Annotated in this window: 26 protein-coding genes and 1 tRNA gene; 1 reads left to right on the forward strand and 26 read right to left on the reverse strand. The window is 37.8% G+C overall.

The genetic code is table 11. The features are described 5' to 3' along the window. Nucleotides 1-92 precede the first annotated feature (92 nt). The 15 genes from IR083_RS12015 to IR083_RS12085 form a co-directional block, all read right to left on the reverse strand. Entirely contained in the window at nucleotides 93-1,217 is a 1,125-nt protein-coding gene (locus tag IR083_RS12015; protein ID WP_194224500.1) for a homocitrate synthase, read from the reverse strand. Nucleotides 1,218-1,243: 26 nt separating this feature from the next. After that, nucleotides 1,244-1,549, reverse strand: a complete 306-nt coding sequence (locus IR083_RS12020; protein WP_135107408.1) for a (2Fe-2S) ferredoxin domain-containing protein — start codon at nucleotides 1,547-1,549, stop codon at nucleotides 1,244-1,246. A gap of 53 nt (nucleotides 1,550-1,602) precedes the next feature. Continuing rightward, a complete protein-coding gene (gene nifB, locus IR083_RS12025; protein WP_194224501.1) occupies nucleotides 1,603-2,865 on the reverse strand; it encodes a nitrogenase cofactor biosynthesis protein NifB in 1,263 nt (420 codons plus the stop codon). A 26-nt stretch (nucleotides 2,866-2,891) separates the two neighbouring features. Then, nucleotides 2,892-4,322, reverse strand: a complete 1,431-nt coding sequence (locus IR083_RS12030; protein ID WP_194224502.1) for a nitrogenase component 1 — start codon at nucleotides 4,320-4,322, stop codon at nucleotides 2,892-2,894. 58 nt (nucleotides 4,323-4,380) lie between these two features. After that, on the reverse strand, nucleotides 4,381-5,718 hold the full coding sequence (nifE, locus tag IR083_RS12035; RefSeq protein WP_194224503.1) for a nitrogenase iron-molybdenum cofactor biosynthesis protein NifE: 1,338 nt from the start codon (nucleotides 5,716-5,718) through the stop codon (nucleotides 4,381-4,383). Between the two features lie 19 nt (nucleotides 5,719-5,737). Then, the gene (locus IR083_RS12040; RefSeq protein WP_194224504.1) at nucleotides 5,738-7,117 is read right to left on the reverse strand and encodes a nitrogenase component 1; all 1,380 of its coding nucleotides are present in this window, start codon (nucleotides 7,115-7,117) and stop codon (nucleotides 5,738-5,740) included. Between the two features lie 30 nt (nucleotides 7,118-7,147). Further along, entirely contained in the window at nucleotides 7,148-8,791 is a 1,644-nt protein-coding gene (gene nifD, locus IR083_RS12045) for a nitrogenase molybdenum-iron protein alpha chain (protein ID WP_006798143.1), read from the reverse strand. Nucleotides 8,792-8,835: 44 nt separating this feature from the next. Beyond that, nucleotides 8,836-9,231 carry a P-II family nitrogen regulator gene (locus tag IR083_RS12050; RefSeq protein WP_006798144.1) on the reverse strand — a complete coding sequence of 132 codons (396 nt, stop codon included), beginning with the start codon at nucleotides 9,229-9,231 and terminating at the stop codon, nucleotides 8,836-8,838. Between the two features lie 18 nt (nucleotides 9,232-9,249). Beyond that, nucleotides 9,250-9,573 carry a P-II family nitrogen regulator gene (locus IR083_RS12055; RefSeq protein ID WP_006798145.1) on the reverse strand — a complete coding sequence of 108 codons (324 nt, stop codon included), beginning with the start codon at nucleotides 9,571-9,573 and terminating at the stop codon, nucleotides 9,250-9,252. Nucleotides 9,574-9,645: 72 nt separating this feature from the next. Beyond that, nucleotides 9,646-10,470 carry a nitrogenase iron protein gene (gene nifH, locus IR083_RS12060; RefSeq protein WP_194224505.1) on the reverse strand — a complete coding sequence of 275 codons (825 nt, stop codon included), beginning with the start codon at nucleotides 10,468-10,470 and terminating at the stop codon, nucleotides 9,646-9,648. Nucleotides 10,471-10,680: 210 nt separating this feature from the next. Continuing rightward, complete coding sequence (locus IR083_RS12065; protein ID WP_044215364.1) at nucleotides 10,681-11,346, reverse strand: sulfate/molybdate ABC transporter ATP-binding protein; 666 nt, start codon at nucleotides 11,344-11,346, stop codon at nucleotides 10,681-10,683. Between the two features lie 23 nt (nucleotides 11,347-11,369). Beyond that, nucleotides 11,370-12,053 carry a molybdate ABC transporter permease subunit gene (gene modB, locus IR083_RS12070; protein ID WP_006798148.1) on the reverse strand — a complete coding sequence of 228 codons (684 nt, stop codon included), beginning with the start codon at nucleotides 12,051-12,053 and terminating at the stop codon, nucleotides 11,370-11,372. Between the two features lie 59 nt (nucleotides 12,054-12,112). Beyond that, on the reverse strand, nucleotides 12,113-12,865 hold the full coding sequence (gene modA / locus IR083_RS12075) for a molybdate ABC transporter substrate-binding protein (RefSeq protein ID WP_006798149.1): 753 nt from the start codon (nucleotides 12,863-12,865) through the stop codon (nucleotides 12,113-12,115). Between the two features lie 27 nt (nucleotides 12,866-12,892). Further along, on the reverse strand, nucleotides 12,893-14,161 hold the full coding sequence (locus IR083_RS12080) for an alginate export family protein (RefSeq protein ID WP_006798150.1): 1,269 nt from the start codon (nucleotides 14,159-14,161) through the stop codon (nucleotides 12,893-12,895). Between the two features lie 66 nt (nucleotides 14,162-14,227). After that, nucleotides 14,228-14,578 (reverse strand): winged helix-turn-helix domain-containing protein, encoded by a 351-nt coding sequence (locus tag IR083_RS12085; RefSeq protein WP_006798151.1) that lies wholly within the window; start codon nucleotides 14,576-14,578, stop codon nucleotides 14,228-14,230. A 298-nt stretch (nucleotides 14,579-14,876) separates the two neighbouring features. On the opposite strand from IR083_RS12085, the gene IR083_RS12090 reads away from it, so the two are divergent. Beyond that, a complete protein-coding gene (locus IR083_RS12090) occupies nucleotides 14,877-15,083 on the forward strand; it encodes a molybdopterin-binding protein (RefSeq protein ID WP_006798152.1) in 207 nt (68 codons plus the stop codon). A 21-nt stretch (nucleotides 15,084-15,104) separates the two neighbouring features. On the opposite strand, the gene IR083_RS12095 is transcribed toward IR083_RS12090, so the two are convergent. From IR083_RS12095 to IR083_RS12145, 11 genes are all read right to left on the reverse strand, one after another. After that, nucleotides 15,105-15,437 (reverse strand): hypothetical protein, encoded by a 333-nt coding sequence (locus tag IR083_RS12095; RefSeq protein ID WP_006798153.1) that lies wholly within the window; start codon nucleotides 15,435-15,437, stop codon nucleotides 15,105-15,107. Nucleotides 15,438-15,443: 6 nt separating this feature from the next. After that, nucleotides 15,444-15,689: a hypothetical protein gene (locus IR083_RS12100; protein WP_006798154.1), complete on the reverse strand. Its 246-nt coding sequence runs from the start codon at nucleotides 15,687-15,689 to the stop codon at nucleotides 15,444-15,446. A 320-nt stretch (nucleotides 15,690-16,009) separates the two neighbouring features. Continuing rightward, the gene (locus IR083_RS12105) at nucleotides 16,010-17,155 is read right to left on the reverse strand and encodes a site-specific integrase (protein WP_194224506.1); all 1,146 of its coding nucleotides are present in this window, start codon (nucleotides 17,153-17,155) and stop codon (nucleotides 16,010-16,012) included. Between the two features lie 269 nt (nucleotides 17,156-17,424). Next, nucleotides 17,425-17,509: transfer RNA gene (locus tag IR083_RS12110), tRNA-Ser, on the reverse strand. Between the two features lie 106 nt (nucleotides 17,510-17,615). Beyond that, a complete protein-coding gene (locus IR083_RS12115; RefSeq protein WP_194224507.1) occupies nucleotides 17,616-18,335 on the reverse strand; it encodes a LytR/AlgR family response regulator transcription factor in 720 nt (239 codons plus the stop codon). Continuing rightward, a complete protein-coding gene (locus IR083_RS12120; RefSeq protein WP_194224508.1) occupies nucleotides 18,332-19,438 on the reverse strand; it encodes a sensor histidine kinase in 1,107 nt (368 codons plus the stop codon). The genes IR083_RS12115 and IR083_RS12120 overlap by 4 nt, the downstream gene beginning before the upstream one ends. A gap of 301 nt (nucleotides 19,439-19,739) precedes the next feature. Further along, nucleotides 19,740-20,960: an ABC transporter permease gene (locus IR083_RS12125; RefSeq protein WP_194224509.1), complete on the reverse strand. Its 1,221-nt coding sequence runs from the start codon at nucleotides 20,958-20,960 to the stop codon at nucleotides 19,740-19,742. A gap of 108 nt (nucleotides 20,961-21,068) precedes the next feature. Next, nucleotides 21,069-21,821 (reverse strand): ABC transporter ATP-binding protein, encoded by a 753-nt coding sequence (locus tag IR083_RS12130; protein ID WP_044215365.1) that lies wholly within the window; start codon nucleotides 21,819-21,821, stop codon nucleotides 21,069-21,071. Between the two features lie 4 nt (nucleotides 21,822-21,825). Beyond that, nucleotides 21,826-23,043, reverse strand: a complete 1,218-nt coding sequence (locus IR083_RS12135) for an efflux RND transporter periplasmic adaptor subunit (protein ID WP_194224510.1) — start codon at nucleotides 23,041-23,043, stop codon at nucleotides 21,826-21,828. Between the two features lie 59 nt (nucleotides 23,044-23,102). Next, on the reverse strand, nucleotides 23,103-24,431 hold the full coding sequence (locus IR083_RS12140) for a TolC family protein (protein ID WP_006798161.1): 1,329 nt from the start codon (nucleotides 24,429-24,431) through the stop codon (nucleotides 23,103-23,105). 23 nt (nucleotides 24,432-24,454) lie between these two features. Continuing rightward, a complete protein-coding gene (locus tag IR083_RS12145; protein ID WP_194224511.1) occupies nucleotides 24,455-25,018 on the reverse strand; it encodes a hypothetical protein in 564 nt (187 codons plus the stop codon). Nucleotides 25,019-25,219 lie beyond the last annotated feature (201 nt).

Consider the following 25,219-nt stretch of genomic DNA (forward strand, 5'->3'; position numbering starts at 1 on the left):
TTATTTTCACATCAATAAGTTGTTAAAATTAATTATATATATCTTAATGGTATGAATTTATTTGTTTTAAAGTCATATTGATAGAAAAATAGCTATTCCAGGTCCCAATATGCTTCTATAATCTCTGTGCCATATATGCTCCGTTGATAAGTCTGTGCCATTTGATGAATTATTGCCATTAGTCTATCTATTTTAGCATTATCTATTATAACATGCTGCTTGTTTAAAAAATCTATGACAGCACCTTTACCAGAATGTTTTCCAAAAAGATTCCTCGAACTTTCTCTACCAATGAGTTTTCCATCAAATGCCTGAAAAGCATTTATATCAATCAAAGAGCTTTTAGCGTGAATACCTGATTCATGGCTGAAAACTATATTTCCGGAAATAGCCTTTCCGACAGATATTGGACGCTTTGCTGCTATTGATACATACTGACATAACGAGTATAATGTTGAAGTTGAATATTTATTTTGTTTTTCTATTAATAACATAGTCATAATAACCTCTTCCAGAGCCGAGTTACCAGCCCTTTCACCCAATCCATTGACCGTTACACTCAATGTTGACGCGCCGGACTGCCATGCAGTAATAGCATTCGCTGTTGCCATACCTAAATCATTATGTCCATGGAAGTCTATATCCAGATAGGGATATCGGTTCAATATTTTTTTTATTAAATCCATAATTCCCATAGGAGTGAGAATTCCGACAGTATCGGCAAACCGTATCCGGCGAACACTTAATTCTTCGGCCATGCTTATAAATTCGAACAACCTCTCTATTCTGCACCGGCTTGCATCCTGAGCACCTACACTCACATAGTCGAAATAAGATTTTGCTATTTCAACCATCTCTGGAAGGCTGTCTCTCATCATTGCCCATTCTTTATTCATACTTGCTAACTGAATGTCTGATAATGGGAATGCGATATGGATACCTTGAGCTCCTGTCTTGGCTGCAATCAATATATCTTGCTTTACGGCACGGCTCCAGACCGAAATACGAGCACTTAAATTCATTGCTGAAATTTTGCGGATTATGCGGCATTCATCCTCACCCATAGCAGGTGTACCGGCTTCTATTTCATCAACACCAACCCCATCCAGCATTTGAGCTATATGGATCTTTTCTTGTTCTGAAAATACAACACCTGGGGCTTGTTCTCCATCTCGAAGTGTAGAATCTATAATATAAATATTTTTGATTGCTTCCATAGAGTGTATTTATTTAATCCTAAAAATTAATCTGTAATCAAATATTCACTCACAGCTTTGTCTTCTTCCAGGGCATCTAATATTTCATCCAATTTATCTTCAGTCACACCTCCATACCAAAAATTATTGGGCTGAATTACGACTACCGGCCCCTGACTGCAAACACTCAGACAAGCTGTGGTGGTAACAACTGCATTAATACCCCTATCTGAGCACTCTTCGGAGATATATTGGACAAAAGATGTTGCACCTTGCTTATTGCAGAATCCTTGTGCATCACCGGCAACTCTATAAGAATTACAGACCATTATCATGTAATCAGGTTTTTTCATATATTTTTCTATTTTAGTTTTTTGTTGTAATTGATCTTTTATTTAATATAAGGTTATCCGCAGCCGCTACCAGTGCCCCGGCATGTTTCTCCACATTTTGTATATTCACTTCTACATAGCGTCTTTATTGGTAGATTTAGGTAAATAGCATCTAAACCTGCATCTATCAAACCATTCATTTGGATTACTTTAACTCCGTTTTCCTGCATTACTTTCATTGGTGTTTCTCCTATCCCGGCAACGAGTATCGCCTGGCAATCTATCAATGTCTTTTCTGCTAGTTCCTTCCAGCGATTCATTCCGGTTCCTTCAGGTGGAGTATTTCGAGTTTCTACGAAATGATATCCGTTTTTAGATTGTTCGAATATGTATACCTTACGGGCTTCCCCCAAATGCATATTTACTAATAATCCTTCATTACTGGCAACGGCTACTCGCTCACGACCCTTTCCCTTATTGACGACCAAGGAAGAAAACTGACCTATCATATTCATTGCTTCGGTATTGTCGTGTCCTAGCAACCCGGCTGCATCGGCTCTGCAACGAGCACAATGTGCCATTGGTTTAATGTACTTCGAAATTCGAGCTTTTATATCCTTCATCATCTCTTTCGAGGGTTCCTTTAAAATTTCGAATTCAGTATTTTCTGTTGGATACATTGGTATGCAATTCATGGTATCGGCACCTAATTCAGCAACCTTTTTAGCCAAGTCCTCTATTTCGTGATCATTAATCCCCGGACATATAACTGTATTTATCTTTACTGTTATATTTTTTTCTTTCAACTTTTGTATACAATAAAGTTGCTGTTCCAACAATACTTTACCTCCTTCTTCACCTCTGTATACACGTCTTTTGTAGCGTACCCAACGATATATTTTAGCCAGTGTTTCAGGGTTCAGCGAGTTTACGGTTATCGTTACATGAGACACTCCTATTTCGGCTATTTCATCTATGTATGGAGCCAAGTCTAATCCATTGGATGATAGACAAAATATAAGATCCGGAAACTCTTTTTGAGCCAACCTCATTGTTTGCAAAGTTTCTTCGGCATTAGCGAATGGATCACCAGGCCCTGCAATACCTACGACACTTATGTTCGGTATTTTTTCGGACAATGCTTTCATATAATGAACCGACTGTAATGGAGACAGGATGGTACTTGTCACTCCTGGACGGCTCTCGTTACAACAATCGTACTTTCGATTGCAATAATTACACTGTATATTACACTTAGGAGCTACCGGCAAGTGTACTCTTGCATATTTATGTTTTGCTTCAGCATTAAAACATGGATGTTGGGATAAATCTTTCATAATATTTTCTCCTTTTTAGTTATTTATTACATATACTTATACCCAACGGGCGATTTTCGTTGTTTATCTTCCAATAATGTATTCACAATTTGCTCGAACAAAGCTGTTGTACCTTCGTATCCTAAAGTTTTAGTATGTTGAGCACCAATGCGGTCATGGATTGGAAAACCTACTCTAACAATAGGGATATCCATCTTACGGGCAATATAGTATCCTTTACTGTTCCCTAACATTAAATCAGGCTGTAGATCTTTCGTTACCTCTTCCATTCTTTCGAAGCTCATACCCTGACCTACAATTATATCTTCATCGTACAGGTCACCTAGTGTTTGTTTGAGTGTTTCACGCAGTTTTCCACTTTCGCCACCTGTAGCACACAATACCGGTTTTATCCCGATTTCTGAGGCAAAGGCGGCAAGAGCTACAACCAGATCTTCTTCGCCATAAATGACCGCTTTTTTGCCTGAAACATATTTATGTCCATCGATATATAAATCGACCAAACGTCCTCGTTGTTTTTGATACTTCTCAGGAATAGGGTTGCCGGATATAGTGGCTAAGAGATTGAAAAACTTATCAGACTCAATTATACCTATTGGCAAACCCGTTTTACGGCAAACGACATCGAATTCTGTCTGTAAATAATCTCCTGCCGATTGAGCTATTGCATTATTTTTTATTTTACCATTCTTACCTCCCGAATTTAAGATGTACCCCAATTCAATAGAAACCGATGCAAGGGCACTCTTTCTCAAAGCAGCGATTGTGGTTCCTCCTTGTGCTATACGGTGATATGTATCCCACGAAGTACTATCCAGCGTATCAGAGTAATCAGGGAATAACATTATTTCGAGTTCGAAATCATTAACTATCTCTTTCAAATGGCGAATATCCTCGGGCGATATAAAATTGCTAAACAAATTGATGTGAGATCCTACGGATCCCCGTCCATCAGCCAAAGCTTTTACAGTTGCATATACAGCTTCGTGGAATCCTTCATAATGTGTTCCCTGATAACTAGGGGTAGAGGCAAAAATCATTTCAGGAAGATTATCTGTATTGTGATGAATACTTTTATATTCATTTATCAAACGCTGAACATCTTCTCCTATCGTTTCACTTAAACAAGTACTTGCAATGGCTATCACTGCCGGATGATACTGACTGATGATATTATCAATTCCTGTATTAAAGTTCCTATTCCCTCCAAAAATGGTTGTTTCTTCACTAAAATTGGAAGATGCAATATCCATCGGTTCACGAAAATGGCTTATCAAATAGCGTCTTATATAAGTCGCACAACCTTGCGAACCGTGAAGCATAGGCAATACTCCCTCAATTCCTTTAAAGGCAACACATGCCCCCAGTGGGGTACATTGTTTGCAGGCATTACAGGAGGAAGAGAAGTTATCGCCGGAAGGCATATCTTTCGTTCTGTTTGATTCTGCAAGATTCATATTCTTATATTTTGAGTTGATCAATATTAAATAAATAAAGAATTTGATCTGTAATGTTTTAGAATGACCGTTTTACAAACTGCCAGACGGGACTGCTTACTGTTTCATATACCTCTTTGGCAAAATTGAGCATACCTTCATATCCGGCTAAGGCCAATTTTCGTTCATGGTTATGATCGCAAAAGCCTATGCCCAATTTATATGCTATTGGGCGCTCCTTCACACCTCCGATAAATAGGTCAGCACCTGTTTGTTTCACAAACTCAGATAACTCTACGGGGTTAGAGTCATCGACCAATATACAGCCATCATCGCAGATAGCTTCTAATAACTTGTAATCCTCTGTATTTCCGGTTTGTGTACCGGCTATTACAGTTTTCACACCTATAAGACGCAATGCCTTAACTAATGATATAGCTTTGAATGCACCTCCCACGTAGATAGCTGCTTTCTTGCCTTGTAAAGCGATACGGTAGGGTTCCAGTGCAGGAAGAAGTTTAGATAATTCTTCTTTTACCAGATCTCGAGCTTTATCCATTGTTTCTTCGCTTTTAAAGAATTTGGCAACCTCATAGAGTGCGTCAGACATATCCTCAATACCGAAGTAAGAAACCTTCATAAATGGAATTCCATATTCTTCCTTCATCGTCTTGGCTAAATGCATCATTGACCCGGAGCATTGAACCACATTTAAGGATGCCCTGTGAGCATTCTGAATGTCTTTCACCCTGCCATCACCTGTTATAGAGGCTAGTATATGAATACCCATTCTTTTATAATACTCTGTTAGCATCCAAAGCTCTCCGGCCAGATTAAAGTCTCCAAGTATGTTTATACTCATCGGCGATATTTCTTTCGAATTGTCAGTTCCGATAAGGCTTGCCATAGCATCACAGGCTATTTTGTAACCATCCTTTTTTGACCCTTGAAAACCTTCAGCCATCACAGCTATTACGGGGATATCTTTTTCTTTGGCTACCCGCTTACACACAGATTGTACGTCATCTCCGATAACCCCGACAATACATGTCGAATATACAAATGCGGCTTTAGGGTGGTGCTTATCGATAAGCTCATGAAGGGCTTGATACAATTGTTTTTCTCCGCCAAAGATTACATGCTTTTCACGTAAATCTGTAGAAAAACTGCTGCGATGGAGTTCTGGTCCTGAAGACATAGCGCCTCTTATGTCCCATGTGTATGATGCACAACCGATAGGGCCATGTACCAAATGCAGGGCATCGGCTATTGGATATAACACGACACGAGAACCACAAAAGACGCAGGCTCTTTGGCTGACAGATCCGGCCAAGCTGGGCTTACCGCCAATCAAACTCTGTGAATTTCCACCTTTGGTAAAAATCTGTTTTTCTCTATCTTTTAAAAAGCCTGCCATTTTTTGTTATTTCTATTTGTTACATTTGGAATTCCACCTTTTCTTCGGAACAAGTTCTATCCTGATAGTCCAAGAATTTCTCAAGAATATTTATTGCAATATTAGTAGCCCCAATATACCCTGTGTGAGGAAAGAAGTTGTGACCAGGACGATCTACAATCGGAAAACCCATACGTATGAATGGAATATTCTCATCACGAGCAATGTATTTTCCATATGAGTTTCCTATAAGCAGATCTACTGGTTCTTGTTTGATCCATTGATGTAATTGGAACATATCAGCTCGTTCACCACTTTTGAATTTGGCTTCCGGTATATCTTTCAATATATTCGTCATTTCTTCATCGAAGTGCTTGCCGGGAGTTCCTGTAACAATATAGACAGGCTTCATATCCAATGTTACCAAAAACTCAGTAAGAGGAATCAATGTGTCAGGGTCACCAAAAAGAGCAACCCGCTTACCCCAGAAATATTTAGAATTATCTGCAATAAGATCTATTAATCGTCCTCGCTCTTCTGTCAAAGAATCGGGAACAGGAAGATTGGCATGACGACTAAGGGAAGTGATGAATCGGTCAGTGGCCTTCAATCCAATAGGAATTTCCAATACATCAAATTTGACCTTGCATTTGTTCTCCAATTTAATACAGGCATCTTCTGTCGAATAAGCTCCCAGACCAATAGAAAATTTACTATCACCGGTCGCTATCATATCCGATTGAGTCGTACCTCCGCTAGGATACATCTCATATTTTCCTGTTAGAGGCGCATCCAAAACACCTGACATATCCGGAAACATTATTGTACGGGCTTCCATAACTGCTGCTATCCGTTTTATTTCGCGCATATCAGAAGGTTCCATCCATCCGGCAATAAGATTTACTACATTTTTCTTCTTGGGGGTGGCGGTTGAATAGAATTTGACAAATGCAGCCAATTGATTGGAATATCCTGTAACATGTGTTCCAACATAACTGGGAGTATTACAATAAATAACTTTTTTCCCATCTGGTATTTTCCCGTCCTCATTCGCTTTCGATATAATCTGAGTCATATCATCTCCAATAGTTTCAGATAAACAGGTTGTATGTACAGCAATAACATCGGGTTCATATACTGTAAATATTGTTTCGATTGCAGCCACAAGATTGGATGATCCCCCAAATACCGAAGAACCTTCTGAAAAAGAACTTGTAGCAGCCATAATCGGCTCTTTGAAATGTCGGGTCAAAGCACTTCTGTGATAAGAGCAACATCCTTGCGAACCATGGCTATGAGGCAGGCATCCATGTAATCCTAATGCAGCATACATCGCACCAACCGGCTGGCATGTTTTTGCCGGATTAATGGTCAAGGCCTTCCGATCTATTTCTTTTGCTGTAGTATGACGTAGTAACATAATTTTTATTTTTTAGTTGTTCATAATAGTTTAGCAAGCATACTGAGCTTCAACATATGCATCGCTCTCCCAAGGTGCTTTTATTTCCTTCCAGATATTTGCACCTACCATCATTTCGATGTCTTTATAAAAGTTAATAGCACCTTTAAATCCGGCATATGGTCCACCTACATCATAATTGTGAAGTTGCTTCAAAGGAATACCCATTTTCTGAACACAGAATTTTTCTTTTATACCAGCACAGAATACATCCGGATGATACATTTCAATCAGTTTCTCCATCTCATAATGGCTAAGGTCATCTATAACAAGAGTCCCTTTTTCCATCTGATCCATGATCCCTTTGTACTCAGTGAATTCAAGTTCTTTGTTTAATTCTTGTAATTCGCTTTCTGTCTTGCGCGGATTGTAACGTGTAGCATCTTTAGTTACGGTTATCTCTTCGATATTGCGACTATCAGCATCGATCTGTATCGTTGGTATTACACGGCGTCCTTCATAATCATCACGGTGTCCGAATTCATATCCGGCTGCAATTGTAGTCATTCCCAGTTCTTCAAACAAGTCTTGATAGTGGTGTGCTCGTGATCCTCCGACAAAAAGCATTGAAAGCTTGCCTTTGGTTTTCGAATATATCTTCTCCCTTACAGCTTCTACTTCAGCCATTTCTTCAGCTACAACCTCTTCGACCTTATCTATTAATTCCTGATCACCAAAATATTGTGCAATTTTGCGTAACATTTTAGCTGTTGATCGTGCTCCTATCGGCTGAACTTTGATCCAAGGAATACCGAATGCTGTTTCCATCATTTCTGCAACATAGTTGATAGAACGATGACACATAACCATATTCAGGTCGGCTGTATGTGCATTTTCGAAACTCTCGATAGTCGAGTTTCCACTAAATGTAGATACAAGATTGATTCCGCATTTTTCGAATACTCTTTCCAATTCGAAAGCATCGCCACCGATGTTATATTCACCCAACAAATTGACGCGATATTTAAGACTTCCTCTTACTTCGTCATCACGACCTATCAGGTTTTTAAATAATCCATTGTTTGCAATGTGGTGACCGGCAGACTGAGATACACCACGATAACCCTCACAAGAGAATCCGAATATATTGATGTCGCCACCTATTTCCTCCATCATATGTCGTGCTACCCGATGTACATCATCACCAATCAGTCCTACGGGACATGTTGAGAATATAGCAATCGCTTTCGGATGAAATAATTCGTAAGCTTCACGAATAGCCTGCTTTAACTTATCTTCTCCTCCGAATACAATATTTTTATCTTGCATATCGGTTGAAAAACAATAGGGTATAAAGTTTGCTTCTTCATCCGTTGTCGGTTTTGTCTGATTACGTCTTGTTAGCCATGAGTAAAATCCACATCCGATAGGGCCGTGTGTAATATTTACGATATCACGGGTTGGTCCCAATACTACGCCCTTACATCCGGCATATGTACATCCCCGTTGAGTTATGATACCGGGTATAGTACGTACGTTTGCTTGGATTTCGGGTGTTTGTTCAATATCACTGAGTATAATTGACTTGGCTCTTTTTTTACCGACCTTTTTGGGATATTTGGTTATCACCTCATCTTTAAAAATTTGTAAATCGGCAATTATACCATCTTTGATTTTATCTTTATCGTCTACCATAATTTCTTTTGATTATAGATCTTTCCTTCGATCCTATTTATTGTTTAATCCAATGTTGCATCACCAGCTTCACCTGTATGTACACTGTATGAACCCAATGCATTTAAAACAAAGACTTTTCCATCGCCCGATTTTCCTGTTTGGTTTGCTTTCAGAATGGTTTCTATAGCCAACTCTTTTTTTTCATCGGTAACTACAAGTGTTATCATTCGTTTTGACTTCAAACGAGGTACTTCAGGGATAAATTCCAAGGCATCTTTCAGATCTTCCGGTGCGGCTTCGTTGTGCTGAGATATTGCTTTTATCTTTTCCAAATCGCCATGTCCTTGCCCTCTTCCTAAAACATGCATTGCAGTAAAGGACGGAAGCCCCGCAGCGGCTAAAGCCTCTTTAGTCTCACTCATTTTTGCGATTCTTATAATTGCTAAGATTAATTTCATGCTTTTAACGATTTAATTTTATTCTTTCTTACGGCTTGATATGGTGTAAGTTTCCTCTATTGGAGTAATGAATATTTTTCCGTCACCGGCCTGTCCTTTTTCTCCGGAACGGGCAGATGCTATAATCGTTTCTACGACAAATTCTTTGTCCTTTTCGTTGATTGCAATTATTAGTAAATCTTTGGGTAATTCATCGTATGTTACGTTGCCGACTTTTAGTCCGCGTTGTTTCCCGCGACCGAAAACCGACAACTTCGTAACAGCCGGAAAGCCGGCATTAAATAAATCTTTCATAACCACTGGCGATTTCTCCGGACGTACTATGGCTCTTATTAATAACATAAAAATCCTCCTGATATTTAATGATTGTAAATTGAATAATTTTAAGAAAATAGGACTATATTGAATGTCTGATTAGTTCATAATACCAAATCCGACAAGCAATTCTTCCAGTTCTTCCATCTCAAGAGGTTTGGGTATTACATGCATCTTGTTTCCGTCTATTTTTCTGGCAAGGGTACGGTATTCATCTGCCTGAGGATGCTCCGGTGCATGATCTATAACTGTTTTACGATTAATTTCGGCATGTTGAACCATATTGTCCCGAGGAACAAAATGAATCATTTGTGTTCCAAGTTTTTTAGCAAACTCTTCAATCATATTTGCTTCATTGTCTACTTTACGCGAATTACAAATAAGGCCTCCTAGGCGTACATCGCCTACTTTACCGAATTTTGATATAGATTTGCATATATTATTAGCAGCATACATCGCCATCATTTCACCAGAACAAACAATGTACACTTCCTGTGCTTTTCCATCGCGGATAGGCATCGCAAAACCTCCGCATACAACGTCTCCCAATACATCATAAAATACATAATCCAGATGTTTATCGTCATCGTAAGCACCAAGTTGCTCTAACAAGTTTATGGATGTTATGATACCTCGACCTGCGCAACCTACACCCGGTTCAGGCCCCCCAGACTCTACACAACTTGTTTCTTTAAAACCTTCTTTTAACACATCGTCAAGTTCGACATCTTCGCCTTCATCCCTTAATGTATCCAAAACTGTTTTTTGAGCTAGTCCATGAAGCAGCAGACGAGTAGAATCTGCTTTGGGATCGCAGCCAACAACCATTACCTTTTTTCCCATTTCGGCTAAACCGGCTACAGTATTTTGTGTGGTTGTTGATTTGCCAATTCCACCTTTACCATAAATCGCAATCTTTCTCATAACTTTGAATATTATTATATTTATAATAGAAATTTTAGTTTCACGAAAACATATATTCAAAGCATGTGCCATAACATGTTAAACCGTTATACCTTGAATAATATAACGGTTTAATATCCTGATCGATAGATTGATAATCTTTGATCGTTTTGAAATAAAAAATAGCTGATTTTATAAAATGTTCTAAAATGTAAGATTTAAAAGTGAATCCTACAAAAATGTAGGATTCAGTAGCTCGCTGATTCTCTCTGTTCCTATGCAAAGGACATGTGTCGCTAGTCTTTTGACTTCTTCTTTATCATGACTTACAATAAGTGTTGTTGAAGCAAATAATTCATGAGCTTTTAGTATTTCAGATTGAAGAGATAATCTCATCGATTCATCTAAAGAAGACAACGGTTCATCAAGAAGGAGTACATCTGGTTTTCTTGCAATGGAGCGAGCCAAAGCTACTCGTTGTTTTTGTCCTCCTGATAATTTTGATGGCTTGCGCTTGCGCAGCATATCTAGTCCAAAAGTTTCTATTAATTGGTCTGTATACTGTTTATTTTGTCCTTTATCTTGTCCAAAACGTATATTTTCTTCCACCGTCATATTAGGAAAAAGGGCATAATCTTGAAACATAAAGCCAATATTCCTTTTTTGTGGAGAGAGATTGATCTTCTTTGCCGAGTCGAATACTACGTTATCTCCTATAGCGATAACGCCTTTATCAGGCTTTTGCAACCCGGCAATCATTCGTAATAAAGTTGTCTTTCCTGCACCTGAATGACCAAAAACAGCAACAAGATGTTTATCTTCTATATTAATATCTATATTTAATGAGCGCTCACCTTCGGATGTCAACATTTTCCGTTCTACATTTATATAAATCATACCTTTCGCTTATATATGGAGGTTTATTCACCTCCGGTTTTCATCCTGAATCCTTTATTAATACTATAAATGATTGTCAACAACACAAAAGAAGTAACAAACAAGATAAGAGAATACTTATTAGCTACACTATAATTCAAAGTTTGTACCTCATCATAGATCGCGATTGATGCTATTCTTGTTTGTCCCGGAATATTACCCCCAACCATAAGTACAATCCCAAACTCACCTATGCAATGGGCAAATGTGAGAGAAATACCTGTTATTATAGAAGGTTTTATATTAGGCAATAAAACACGGAAGAATGTTCTTATTTTTGATTTACCTAAGATATACGATGCTTCTCTAAAACTTGCGGGCAAACTCGTAAGCCCGCTTTGAAGAGGCTGTATCATAAAAGGTAATCCGGCTATTACGCTTGCAATCAATATTCCCTCAAAAGAAAAAGCTAATCGGACATCGAAGTATTGCTCAATGAATCGCCCGAATCCATTTTGCGGGCTAAACGCTACTAGCAGATAATATCCTAATACTGTCGGAGGTAATACCATTGGCATGCAAATCAAAGCTTCAAAGATCACTTTTATCCGATATTGGGTATAAGCCAATATATATGCAACAGGTAATCCCAAAAGGAAAAGTATACCTGTTGTTGCTGTCGCTAATTTAGCCGTCAGTAAGAGGGTATCTATAAAATCTGTTTCCATATCTCTATATAATAAGTTCCCTATTGTTCTTAGTGTAACAATAGGAAATTGATCTGTTACTATTTCTTTAATAAGCCGTATCCATAGCTACTCCAAAGCTTATCGCACTTTCGACTCATCGCATAGTTTATAAACTTCGCTGCTTCCGGATTTTTCTCCGAACCTTTTACTAATACATAAGCTTGTTCAATAGGAGGGCAATCCTTTTCGGAGAATACATAATATTTACCTTTGCTTCTCATTTCTGGAGCCATAGCCAATGATAGCGCAACAAAACCCAGTTCGGCATTTCCGGAGAAAGCAAATTGTGCTGCCTGACCAATATTGTCGCCCCACACAATCTGACTGCTTATCTTATCGTATAGTTTCTTTGATTTGAGCAAGTTAGCAGCGGCTTCTCCATATGGCGCACCCTTGGGATTGGCTATTGCTATTTTCTTTACTGATGACTGAAGTACAGTATTAATCCCTTTAGATACGTCGAGAGTAAGACTCCAAAGAGCTAATTTTCCATATATGTATGTTTTCACTTCACCATTTGCAAAGCCACTCTCTTGCACTTTTTTAGGGAAATCAACATCCGCAGCCATAAAAAGATCAAATGCAGCTCCATTAACTATTTGTTGAGTTAACGTACCAGATGAGCCAAATGTGATATCTATTTTAGCTTTTGGATTTTCTTTTTCATATAGTTTTTTTATGTCTTCAAGTACATATCTGAGATTTGCTGCAGCAGCAACTTTAACATTCTGTGCATTTGTATATATAAAGACGGAAAGTAGCAATAGTGCTGTAAATAATAATCGCTTCATAGTTCTTGTTATTTAATTATTAGTATTTTATTTTTTAGATAAAAAGGTAGGCTTAAATGAAATCATCACATATGCCCAAGTTGGAAATTTAGTATCAATGTTCACTTGTTTTTTTACTGTATTGGTCTGATCCGTTTTGAAATAAGCACTCCAACCTCCTTGCAAAGTTATTTCGGGTGAAATGGTATAGTTCGCCGTGATATCTACTTCAGAACCAATATTCTTTTTATCTGTTGAACTTAATTCTTTAGTCAGAGAGAATGTGTGAAATGTTGCATCAATATTAAATTTTGAATTGGGCTTAAATGTAATGCCTGCATATAAATCAGATAACCCCTGTGTTGGTAAAGTAGCCCAATATTCCATTGATCCGTTAAATGAGTGGTTTACACCATATAACTTGTTGAAAGTACGGTCTTTTCCTGATTCCATATCTGATTTCGATCCCGAAAAATAGTCTCCTCCTAGTGTTATGCTCCACTTATTTGTTATCGAATATTGATTTTTTAGAGCCAATAGATAGCCTCTTAAACTTTTATCTTTAGGGTTGTGTCCAAATTGATAATAGGCTGTTGCATAGAATGAATATGGTATTGTCTTATCTTTAAAACCTAAGTTTCCGCCTACTGTATTTCGATAACTCAACTTGTTTATCAAATCATTTGTTGTTCCTCGTTGAAAACCATCGTTAACCCATAAAGCTGTGGCATCGAATTTTCCAAAAGATTTAGCCAGCCATATATAAGTCAGCATTTTATATGATTTACTTACGTCGTAAGCAGATTCATAAAGGACATCACTGCCATTGTTCCATTCACTTCCAAGATGTGCCTTAATACCTGTTTTAGTTTCATACTTCAGCAACAACAGATCGTGCGAATTGCCTGTATTGCTCCAATTTGCAGCAGAGAAAAGGCGTTTATCGTCATATTCGAGAGACTGACGTCCTAAGGTCGCCGAAAGTTCAGGAGTAAACATATATGCTCCCCATGCTTCGTACAATCCAAGAGAATTATTCGTACTATTAATACCTGTCTGACCATAGGTTCTTGAATCTTGCAATGTTATCTTAGCTTTGATTTTATCATCGCTGTAAATAACATTTAGTCTCGTTCGAAGAGAACCTATAGTTGCACTATGCAATGTATCTGCTAATGGGCTCTGAAATCCATTTCGATACTCTGCTCGTGTCCGTATTTCTCCGTCAATCTTTACTGATTGTGAATAAACGGGTCCTTGAAGAAAAATTAAGAATAAACCAAAACAAATTACTGAATAAAACTTTTTTTTGTCCATAACCTAAATAAATTAAGATGAAATAGATCGATATAAATTGAAAAGAATAACGATTCGTAAAAAAAATCAAATAAAGCATGCCAGTATATCATCTTCCATTTCAGAGATATACCTGTTCTGTTCCGAAACCATTCTCTCGAAACTTTCTATTAATTTGAATCCGAAATTTGTAATTAATGCACCACCTCCATTTGTTCCACCGCGTTGACGTGTGACAACAGGTAATGGCGAGATACTATTAAGTTCTTTGATTATAACCCATGCTTGCTGATAAGACATTTTCATATCTTTGGAAGCTCCCAAAATAGATCCACGACTATTAATCCGCTTCAATAGCTCAATACGTTTCGCATTGAGAAAACAACTTCCATTTTTTTCTATTTCTAGCTTAGATATAATTCGAAAGGGTTGATGCATGTTCTATTTCTTTTCAGTATTATATCAGAAATCATGCCATTGGATGTAAGTTTTAGATATACAGCGATATATGATTATATGTATAATGAATCGCTCTCGTAAATCTACATATATGTAGTCTAATGAGATCGTTTTCACCAAAATGTAGATGGATTAAATCTTACGAATAAGGATATTCAGACATTTGATAAACTTAGAGAAGCTACTTTGGTGAGTTCAATGAAAAAGCATTCGATATAAAATAACAAAGACAACGGGTTTACTGTTATGCTATTATAATCAATTAAAACTGTAAAATATGAAACTAAGTGCTCGCAATGATTTAAAGGGAACTATTACAGACATCAAGAGAGGAGCTGTAATGGCTAAGGTAACTATTGATTTGGGGAATGGACAAACTATAGTATCAGTTATAACGGTAGATAGTGTGGATGAACTGGAGTTAAAAGTCGGAGATGTTGCTCATGCCATAATAAAGTCAACAGAAGTGCTTATCGGGAAATAAACATTTTTGTAAATAAAATGTCTATTTATAAAATGTGAGGGAGAAGGTTTGTTCTCCCTTATCTTGCTTCATATCGAATTTCCCCTTATTAAGGAGAGTCATTCCATTTAGTTGAGATGAAATCATTAACTTCTCGAGTATTATCAAACTATTATGTACATCACAATCTAGATTAAAGAAGCATTCTAAGAGGTTTTGATTATTGTCACAAACTTTGATTAGAAAAACACCGTGTTCTGCAAAAAACAAATCTTCATAGGCATACATAACGTCTAAGCCGATGGCATCTTTAATTATAAAACGAATTTTTTCTATATTGGGTATGATAATGTTTTTGTTTTCTATTGTATCCATAATAAGTCATTTTTCGGGATATAAATTATATAGCCATTCTATTTGCTTAATTTTTAAAGCTTCATTCTCCGTTTGGCATTTAAATAATGATGCACTAATTGCTTCACGAAACTCTTCTTCTGTAAATGCAATCTCATAACATGCTAGTATAGTTATCAAATCAGTCTTTGATTTGCAATTATAACAAGATTTTCTAAAATCATTACTTAATTGAATATACTTTATAAAAGCAAAAGCATTACTAAGAGCCATTTGTTCTTTTGTTTTAGTAATAACAAATATTGAGCCAACATTTATATATATGATAATGAGTGCTGATGTTATTTATTGAAGATTAAAACATACAAGAATGTGGGAAATTCTTCAGTAGGGTGGATATTAAAAATGAATTTACAGATTATGAAAGAAACAATTCTTGATTTGTAAAATCACCCATTTTTCGGTACCGCTAGAAAATCATTTGATTAAAACCGTATAGAGATAATACAAATCATTTTTATAAATATAATTGAAGTTTAATCTTATTTTATATATTTGCAAATATTGAGTCGCTCTTTAGTATAGTTAGAAAATTAAGCATATCTAAGAACCAAGCTGGTTTCTAAATCGTTACCTATTAAAAAACGAACAGTTCGTAATATGCTGGGTAGTAGTCGATAAGATGTTTTATTGTGTCTTGCAAGATGGAAGCTCAACTGCTTATCAATTCCACATAAAGAGCCAATTTCCTTCAAATATGCATTTACCTTTTGATTACTTGGAACCGGAAGTACACGATCATCAGATAATGCTCCTTCATATTTATTCAGGATTTTTTGAGGAATATCAAGCAAAGGAATAGTAAAAGACACCCCTGTCTTTTCTCTTTTACCTATTAACCAGAGTTTGTCATCAAATGATATACGAATATTTTCTTTTCTCAGATTTTTTACATCGATATAAGCCAATCCGCAAAAACAGGAAAAAATAAAAATATCCCGAATCTGATCCAGGCGCTTTATCGTTATCTTCTTGTTAATGATAGATTCTATTTCATTCTGTGTTAAATAGCCTCGATCGACTTTCTTAATCCTGATCTTATAATTTATAAACGGATCACTCTTTAACCATCCGTTATTCTTGGCTAGAATAACAATCCGTTTAAAAAACTGCATAAATTTGGCTGTTGTATTCGGATTACATCCGGCTGTGGTCAAGAGGTAAACCTCAAAATCAGTTATAAAAATAAAGTCGATTTCTTTTAGTGCGACATCCGAACGATTGTATTTTTCTTTGATGAAAGAAGTCAGATGTTTTCTGGTAACTTCGTACTTTTGGTAAGTAGCCTTACTTTTATTTATGCCGATCAGTTTCTCAACATCTTCATTATGCTTCCTAAAAAGATCAAGCAGCATTTGCTGTTGAATTTCAACACCAAAGAAGATGTTTTTAATACGTTCAGGGGTAACAGAAACTTCTCTTTCCTGTAGTTCTCTGTAAATCTTAGTCATCGTTGCTTTGATACTATCAAGCACTGAGTTTGTGTTAATGACTTCCTGTGTTTTTCCGACAAGCTTACCTGCCGTTACATTCCATAATTTAGGATCAACATCAACCTTTGTTCCAAACTGGATCGATTTTCCATTCACGGTAATTCGTCCCATAACCGGCATCTTGCCGTTTGCTTTTAATCCATTCTTTTTTCCATAAAAAAGGATACTGAATGTCGTCTTTTTCATAACTCAAAATTTAATTTCAAAAATACATTCAACAATCAAATAATGAGATAAATACAGGCTTCCAAAAACAGACTCCCAACTGCCTAAATCAGACAAATCGTAACCTATTTTGATTTTTTGACAATAGGTTACGAATAGGTTACGCAGCTATGTCAAAAAATGGCTTTTTTATGGCTTCTATATGAAATGGGGATAAACGAAAAAGTCCCACAAATCACTGATTTGTAGGACTTTTCTTGTTTTTGGCTTCTTTTGTCTTAGCCTTTCCGCGGAGAGAGAGGGATTCGAACCCCCGGAACCTCGCAGTTCAACGGTTTTCAAGACCGCCGCAATCGACCACTCTGCCATCTCTCCAGTGTTCATCTTAACACTGTGCTTTTCCTCAAAAGCGATGCAAAGATATGTACTTTTTTCTAATTCCAAAATAAATATCAGCCTTTTTTGCGATAAATCTGCATCATTAAAAGAAATGCTTGTTGAGGAAGTCCATAAATTTCGCCTTATATGATTCTGACACAGGGATATATTCCTTTCCGAATACAATACAGTTTCTTTCTATCGTTTTTATCTTATCCAGATTAACAATGAAAGAGCGATGTACACGCATAAACTGCTTTTCGGGAAGTTTCTCCTCCAACGATTGCATACTCATCAGAGAACTTACCGGCTCCTTTTGAGTTTCCAAATGAAACTTTACATAATCCTTTTGGTTCTCTATATAGAGAATATCGTCAAACTCTATTTTCTCCATTCTGTAACCCGATTTCACGAATATACTCGTAGCGGAGGATGCCGCATTATCATTTGATGAAGCGGCTGTCAACTTAAACCATTCAAGAGCTTTATTTGCTGCTTGCAGAAACTCTGTATAATTAATTGGTTTCAGTAGATAGTCCAGTGCATTTAGCCGGAAACCATCCACAGCATACTGGTCATATGCTGTCGTAAATATAATCTTTGTAGTGGGAGGGAGGGTTTTGGAAAATTCCAGGCCTGTTATCTGAGGCATATTTATATCCAGAAACAATACATCTGTTTTTCCGTTATTTATCGTGTCTATAGCAGACAAAGCGTTATTAAAAGTCCCGGTCAATTCTAAAAAGGGAGTTTTAGCAACATATGTCTTCAACAAATCTATCGCTAAAGGCTCATCATCTATTATTACACATTTCAGCTTCATAATATATTATTTTCTTTCCCAAAATCGATTCTTAATAATGTAAAGAAACTGTTTGTCCGTTTCTCTGCGATAAATTCATGCCTGTTAGGATATAGAAGGTCAAGTCTTTTAGACAGGTTGGTTAAACCAATGCCGGAATTATGCTCTTCCATGTTCATATTTTCTTCTCTTTCCACAAGGCTGTTCTCTACTGTACAAAGTACTCCTTTACCCGGATCTACCAAAATACTAACATCAATAAAACTTTCTTCACCATTATTTATCCCATGTTTAAAAGCATTCTCTATCAGGGTGATAAACATTAATGACGCAATCATATCATGGCTGCTTTTGCCGTCTATCAGCACATTTAGTTTCACGTTAGCGCTAAGACGGAGTTTCACTAAATCAATATAGTTCTGAGTAAACGTCAATTCCTTATCCAAAGGAACAAATTTCTCATCATTATCGTACATCACATAGCGTAAAAGATTACTGAGCCTATGGACGGCATCCTGCGCCCTGTTCTGATCGATAGCAATCAGTGAATATATATTATTCAGTGTATTAAAAAGAAAGTGAGGATTAAGCTGACTTCTCAAATTACGCAAATCGGCCTCTAGCTGAACACTTTTCGCCTTCTCAAAATTAATTGAATCCCTATACCAGCGAATAGTTGTTTTTATTGCCACAGCGAGTCCTATCACAAAAATAATAGATACATAATCGAATATGAAACGCATCAGAAGTGGTGGTCCACCATGCTTGCCTTCCGGAAACCGGCCCATATGAGGCGGTTTCTTCCGCATACCTTGTTCTATACTCTGTACCACCTCCGGATCAGGACGCATACATTCTGATACAAAAGTCTGAAGGATTACCAGAACAGCTATAAGCGCTATATTTGTAACAACATAAAGAGCAAACTTCCTGTTGAATAAATATTTTTCTATCAAATAGGAATAATTTGCATAAAACAATATGGCAAATATTCCCATGCGAATAATATAATTATAATAAGGTTTATAATCAAATGTTCCTTCACGCGAGATCAAGTATATCGGAACCAATAATGCAATTGTCCATATAATGATGTGTGGAAATATTTTTATAAAGTTTTTCATGCTCATATCATTTTAAAATACAGTAAGTTAAGCTTAAATGACTTAAGTATATATTTACGTTTATTAACCATATTTAGTTAAAAAGCAACAAACGTAACAGTTTTTTTCAGTTATCAGTAAACAACTTATGTTTCGTACCTCTCATATAACTTTCAACTTAGTGCTTGTTAAAAAGTAACAAAGGTAACACATTATTCATATTTTATTACTGTTACTTTTTCCCTAAACCAATAACAAAATTAAATATCTCTGTGCTTATTACACAACTATATAGATAAACAATTTAAGAGATAATTCAAGCTTATTCATATCTCAGCGCTTCGATCGGATCAAGGTATGATGCTTTTTTTGCAGGATACCAACCGAAGAAAATTCCTGTGGCAGTACATACAATGAAAGACAATACAATAGTATATACCTGAATACTGATAGGCCATGCCAAAAGGTAATTTACCATAAAGGCACTGCTGACCCCGAGTATCACACCTATTATACCTCCTGTTACGCTCAGAAGAATGGCTTCGATCAGGAACTGCATTAATATATCCACACCTTTGGCACCGATAGACATACGCAGCCCGATTTCACGGGTACGCTCTGTTACTGATACATACATAATATTCATAATGCCTATACCACCGACCAACAGCGATATACCTGCAATACATGCCAAAAGGATTGTCATCATATCCGTTGTAGAACTCATCATGGAGATAAGCTCTTTCTGTGAACGTACATTGAAATCATCCTCATCATTCGCCCCTATTTTGTGACGCTGCCGCAAGATGTTTTCTATACTTGTTATAGCATCTTCGGTAGCATCCTCTGTTACGGCAGAGGCCGATATAGACTGAATGTAAGTAATGGCCAGAATACGCTTCTGAACTGTAGTATAAGGAGCGATTATCAAATCGTCCTGATCCATCCCCATTGTATTGTCACCTTTCGAGGTAAGTACTCCTATTACTTTAAACGGTATTTTGTTGAAACGGATAGTCTGTCCAACAGGGTCTTCACCGTTTGTAAACAAATTGTCTACAACTGTTTGCCCTATTACACAAACTTTTGCAGAAGTCTTAACATCTCCTTCACTAAACATTTCGCCCTGAGCAATAGTATATTTGCGGATATCGAGGTAGGAGGGATTTACACCATAAATGGAAGTAGGAGAGTTGTTTGCGCCATAAATCACCTGTCCTGATGATTGTACTTCGGGTGATGCTGCCGAGATATATTCGGCCTGCTCCACAATAGCCTCATAATCTTCGAGTTTCAGCGTCTGCATGCTCGATGCGCTCTGTCGTACTCCACCAAACTGACCTGTTCCGGGACGGATATTTATCATATTCGAACCCATGGTGGATATCTGGTCCTGTATACTCTTCTTCGAACCTTGTCCTATTGCAAGCATGGTAATAACGGCCGCTACACCGATTATAATCCCAAGCATGGTAAGGAAGCCCCTAAACTTATTACCGCTCAGTGCCCGAAGAGCTATTTTGAATAGATTTACTAAATTCATAATTTTTATGTGCCGATTTGAAAGTGAAAAACTAAAAGTGATAAGTGAAAAATATTTATCGTTTTTCGTTCTTCACTTTTCGTTTAAAAATATTGGCATATCATCTCATTAATTATCCTCTTTCGGCAGTTTTGCTAAAAATTCTCTTGCCGACTGTATATTATCATTATACTTATCTTCCTTGATACTACCATCACGAATGACAATATTGCGACTGCTGAATGCCGAGATCTCAGGATTGTGTGTTACAAATATGATTGTACGCCCTTCTTCATCATGCATGCGTTGCAATACCGAAAGAATTTCGAAAGATGTACGGGTATCGAGGTTTCCGGTAGCTTCGTCAGCCAGTATTATTACGGGTTCATTTACCAGCGCACGGGCAATAGCCACACGTTGCATCTGACCTCCCGACATCTGATTGGACTTATGGTTGAGCCTGTCACCCAACCCTACTTCTTCCAAAGCTTTGATAGCACGCTGATGACGTTCTTTTGCCGAAACATCAGGGTTGTACATCAAGGGCAATTCTACATTCTCCACAGCTGTTGTCTTCGCCAGCAGATTATAAGACTGAAATATAAATCCGATCTTACGGTTACGTAGTGTAGCCCTGTCATTCTTGCCCATTTTGCGGACAGAAATCCCATCCAGATAATATTCTCCCTCTGTAGGCGTATCCAGACACCCCAATATATTCAATAAAGTAGATTTTCCGGAACCGCTGGTACCCATGATGGTCACAAATTCGCCCTCCTGTATGCTGAAGCTGATACCCCGTAGGGCATGAACCGTTTCATCGCCTACAATATAGTCGCGTTTCAGATTTTCTACTCTTATAATTTCCTTATTCTGATTCATTACATTATCTCCTCCTGTTACCGCCCGGACGCTGAGGCATAAACGGGCTCGATTCGCCATTTGCTTTTTCAGGCTCGGACATACTGCTATTTGTCTCTTGCGAAATACCTGTGACAACTACTTCTCCCTGATTAAGTCCTTCCTTTACAGATACATGTACGCCATCGGTGGTTCCTACTGTAACCTGTTTAGGTGAAAGTGTATTTCCCGATTTTACCCAAACTACTTTCTTGGTTTTATCCTTCGGATCGAACTGCAGAGGCTGTCCCAACGTCAGATCTTTGAAATTCTTCATTATATCGGGATCAGGATTGAAGCGTAAGGCCTTGGATGGTACTACCAGCACATCCTGTTCTTCCTGTGTATAGATATTGACACTGGCAGTAAGTCCCGGTTTCAGTTTCAATTCGGGATTCGGAGCGTCTATAACGACTTCATATGTAACAACATTCGATGTTGTTGTAGCTTCGAGCCTTACCTGTACCACTTTTCCTTCAAATTCATCATCAGGGAAAGCATCCACTGTAAATGTTACACGTTGTCCTTCTTTCACTCCGCCTATATCAGCCTCGTCCACATTGGCGATCACACGCATCTTTGTCAGGTCGTTAGCTATAGTAAACAGGGTAGGGGTGCTGAATGAAGCGGCTACGGTTTGCCCCTCTTCTACCGCCCGGGATATAACTACTCCGTCGATAGTAGATGTGATGGTTGCATATCCCAGATTGGTTTGTGCTTTCAGTACAGCAGCCTTCGATGAAGTTACTGCCAACTGTGCCGTCTGGTAGGTAGATTCAGCGTTTTCCCAGTCTACTTTACTGATTGCCTGCTTTTCCCACAGGCCTTTCTGACGGTCGTAATTTTGTTTTTGTAATATAAGCTCAACCTGTCTTGTCTGTAGATTCGCATTTGCATTTTCCAGTTCCGATACCAGCAGTCTCTTATCCAGTTCGGCCAGTACTTGTCCGGCTTTTACTTCTGAATTAAAGTCCACATATATTTTAGATATAACACCCGATACCTGTGTACCTACTTCTACTAATGTTATTGGCTCTATAGTACCTGTTGCTGTAACGGCAATAGAGATATTCCCTTTTTCTGCCTTCGCCGTATCCAGTATGATGGCAGAGCCTTTTGCTGACGGCAGTAGTAAGAATATCCCTGCAGCTACAATTGCTATTATGGCTGCAGTAATCAGGTATTTTTTTAGTTTCTTATTCATATTTAATTACGAGTTACGACTTACAAGTGATTTATTATCTGTTAAGTGCTGATTATTAATTATAATGCGATCTCCTGCCCCTGATAAAAATTAAGTAATTTGAGACTTACCAACGCTGTATATTTAGCTTGCAGCAAATCCTGCAAAGCATTGGCATAATTATTCTTTTCGGTCGTCAGTTCAACTGTATTACGCATTCCCAGCGCATATTGTTCCTGCACCAGTTCATAGCTCAATTTGGCCGAATTAAGCTTGTCTTTTGCTGCATTGTATTTACTTTGTCCCGATACCGCGTCCTGATACAGGTTTTCTATTGTAGAGAGCAATGTCTTTTGTGTATCGATCAAATCCAATTCAGCCATTTGAATATTCAGATCGGCTTTCTTTACATTCGACCGGTTCTGTTTATTATCAAATATAGGGATGCTGACCGTCAGCCCTACACTCTGATTGAAATTACGCCCTATCTGTGTCGCAAATGAGGGATTGCTGTTGAATATATTTCCTGTACCGATACTTCCCGATACGGATACTGTCGGTAAATAGCCCGCTTTGGCTGACGATTTATTGAGTTCTGCCAGTTTAATATTCGTCTTGCTGCTGGTAATTTCCGGCATAATATTCAACGCTCTCTGATATACTTCATACTTCGAAGGGATAAAAGATAATATATCCTGATCGTCAATCCGTGGAAAATCGATATCCATTCCTTCGTCATAATCAAGTTCCAGCAGCTGTTTTAGTTGTAGCTTATAAATCTCAAATGAATTCTGGGCCTGTACCAGATTATATTTATCGGCACTATATTGCGCTTCCACCTGCGCATACTCGCTCCGTGTTATACTACCGGCATCCAAAAATATTTTAGTCTGTTCCAATTGAGCTGAATCCGATGCGACTATATTTTCATTATTCTTTATCGATTCCCTGCTATAAAGTATTTGCAGGTAGGCTTGGGTTATAGCTATTTCAATATTGTTCTGGGTATTCTGGGTATTCAGGTTCTGCATTTCTTTCTGCAATTGAGCCTGCTTTATATCATTCCTGTTTTTTCCTCCATTGTACACAGTCCAGTTCGCATTCAGGGTATATTGCCCGTTGAATAAACCTTCGTACCGGTAATCCCCGTTCCCATCAGGCGATTGTGAATTTGTATACCGTTGCGAAACACTTCCGCTGAGGGAAGGGAACAACGCGGCTTTTGATTGCGAAATATCCACATCATAAGTTTCTGCTGTAATGTCCGATTTTTTCACCTGAATGTTTTCCTGGCGTGCATAATCGATACAATCCCGCAAAGTCCATTTCTTTTGAGAAAAAGCAATGGCTGGTATAAGAACACCAACCATTACCAAACCAAACAATCTTCTAATATTATACGTGTTCATAAAATATCTGATTCATGAAATTATCAAAACATATCGTCATCCGCCATATCCGGACGGCCTCCGTTATCATCGGGTCTTTGTGCAGGTGGTTGTTGCCTGTTACCCCTATTGGGTATGCCTTGCCCTCTGAACTCTATATTCTTCTTATTCGCCGAGAATATATTATATTGCTCATCGGATAGGATAGAACGATACTTCTTGTCATATTTTTCTTCTTTCTTTTTTATCTTTTCATCTATTTTAGCCATCTTCCCGAAAAGTTTCTGCCTATCTTTTTCCGCCATTCCGGGGTTCTCGGAATCTATTTTCAATTCCTGCTTTTCCTGCATCAACTTTGAAATATCCTTACGTTCATTGGTTATTTCTTTTCCCAGTTTTTCTCGTTGTTCCAACGTTAAATCAGGTATTTCGGGTATGCCCATTATCATAAAACTATCCTGATTTTGCCCGTGCTTGTTCATCATAGGCGGACGGCCTCCACCCGGACCACCCTGAGGTCTGCCTCCGCCTCCTCCACCCATTGGGGGCTGGGCTGCCAGACCGGAGCAGATAAGGATAAATGTTATTGCCAAAATCGACTTTTTCATATTTCATATTTTTATTTCTATCTCAAAATTATGAGGAGGAAGGATGGTAAACAACGCTAATCGACAGACAGGCGTTTTTAATCGAAGTATAGGCGTTTTGACATGACAAAAAGAAAGCTATCCCTGTTAATGCTGTTACAAAACGCTTAACAGGAAAGAGATAATTTCTTTGTTCAACCTTATTTTTTATGTAGCGTTTCT

Source organism: Dysgonomonas sp. GY75, from assembly GCF_015234155.1.
In the GTDB taxonomy this organism is placed as follows: Bacteria; Bacteroidota; Bacteroidia; order Bacteroidales; family Dysgonomonadaceae; genus Dysgonomonas; species Dysgonomonas gadei.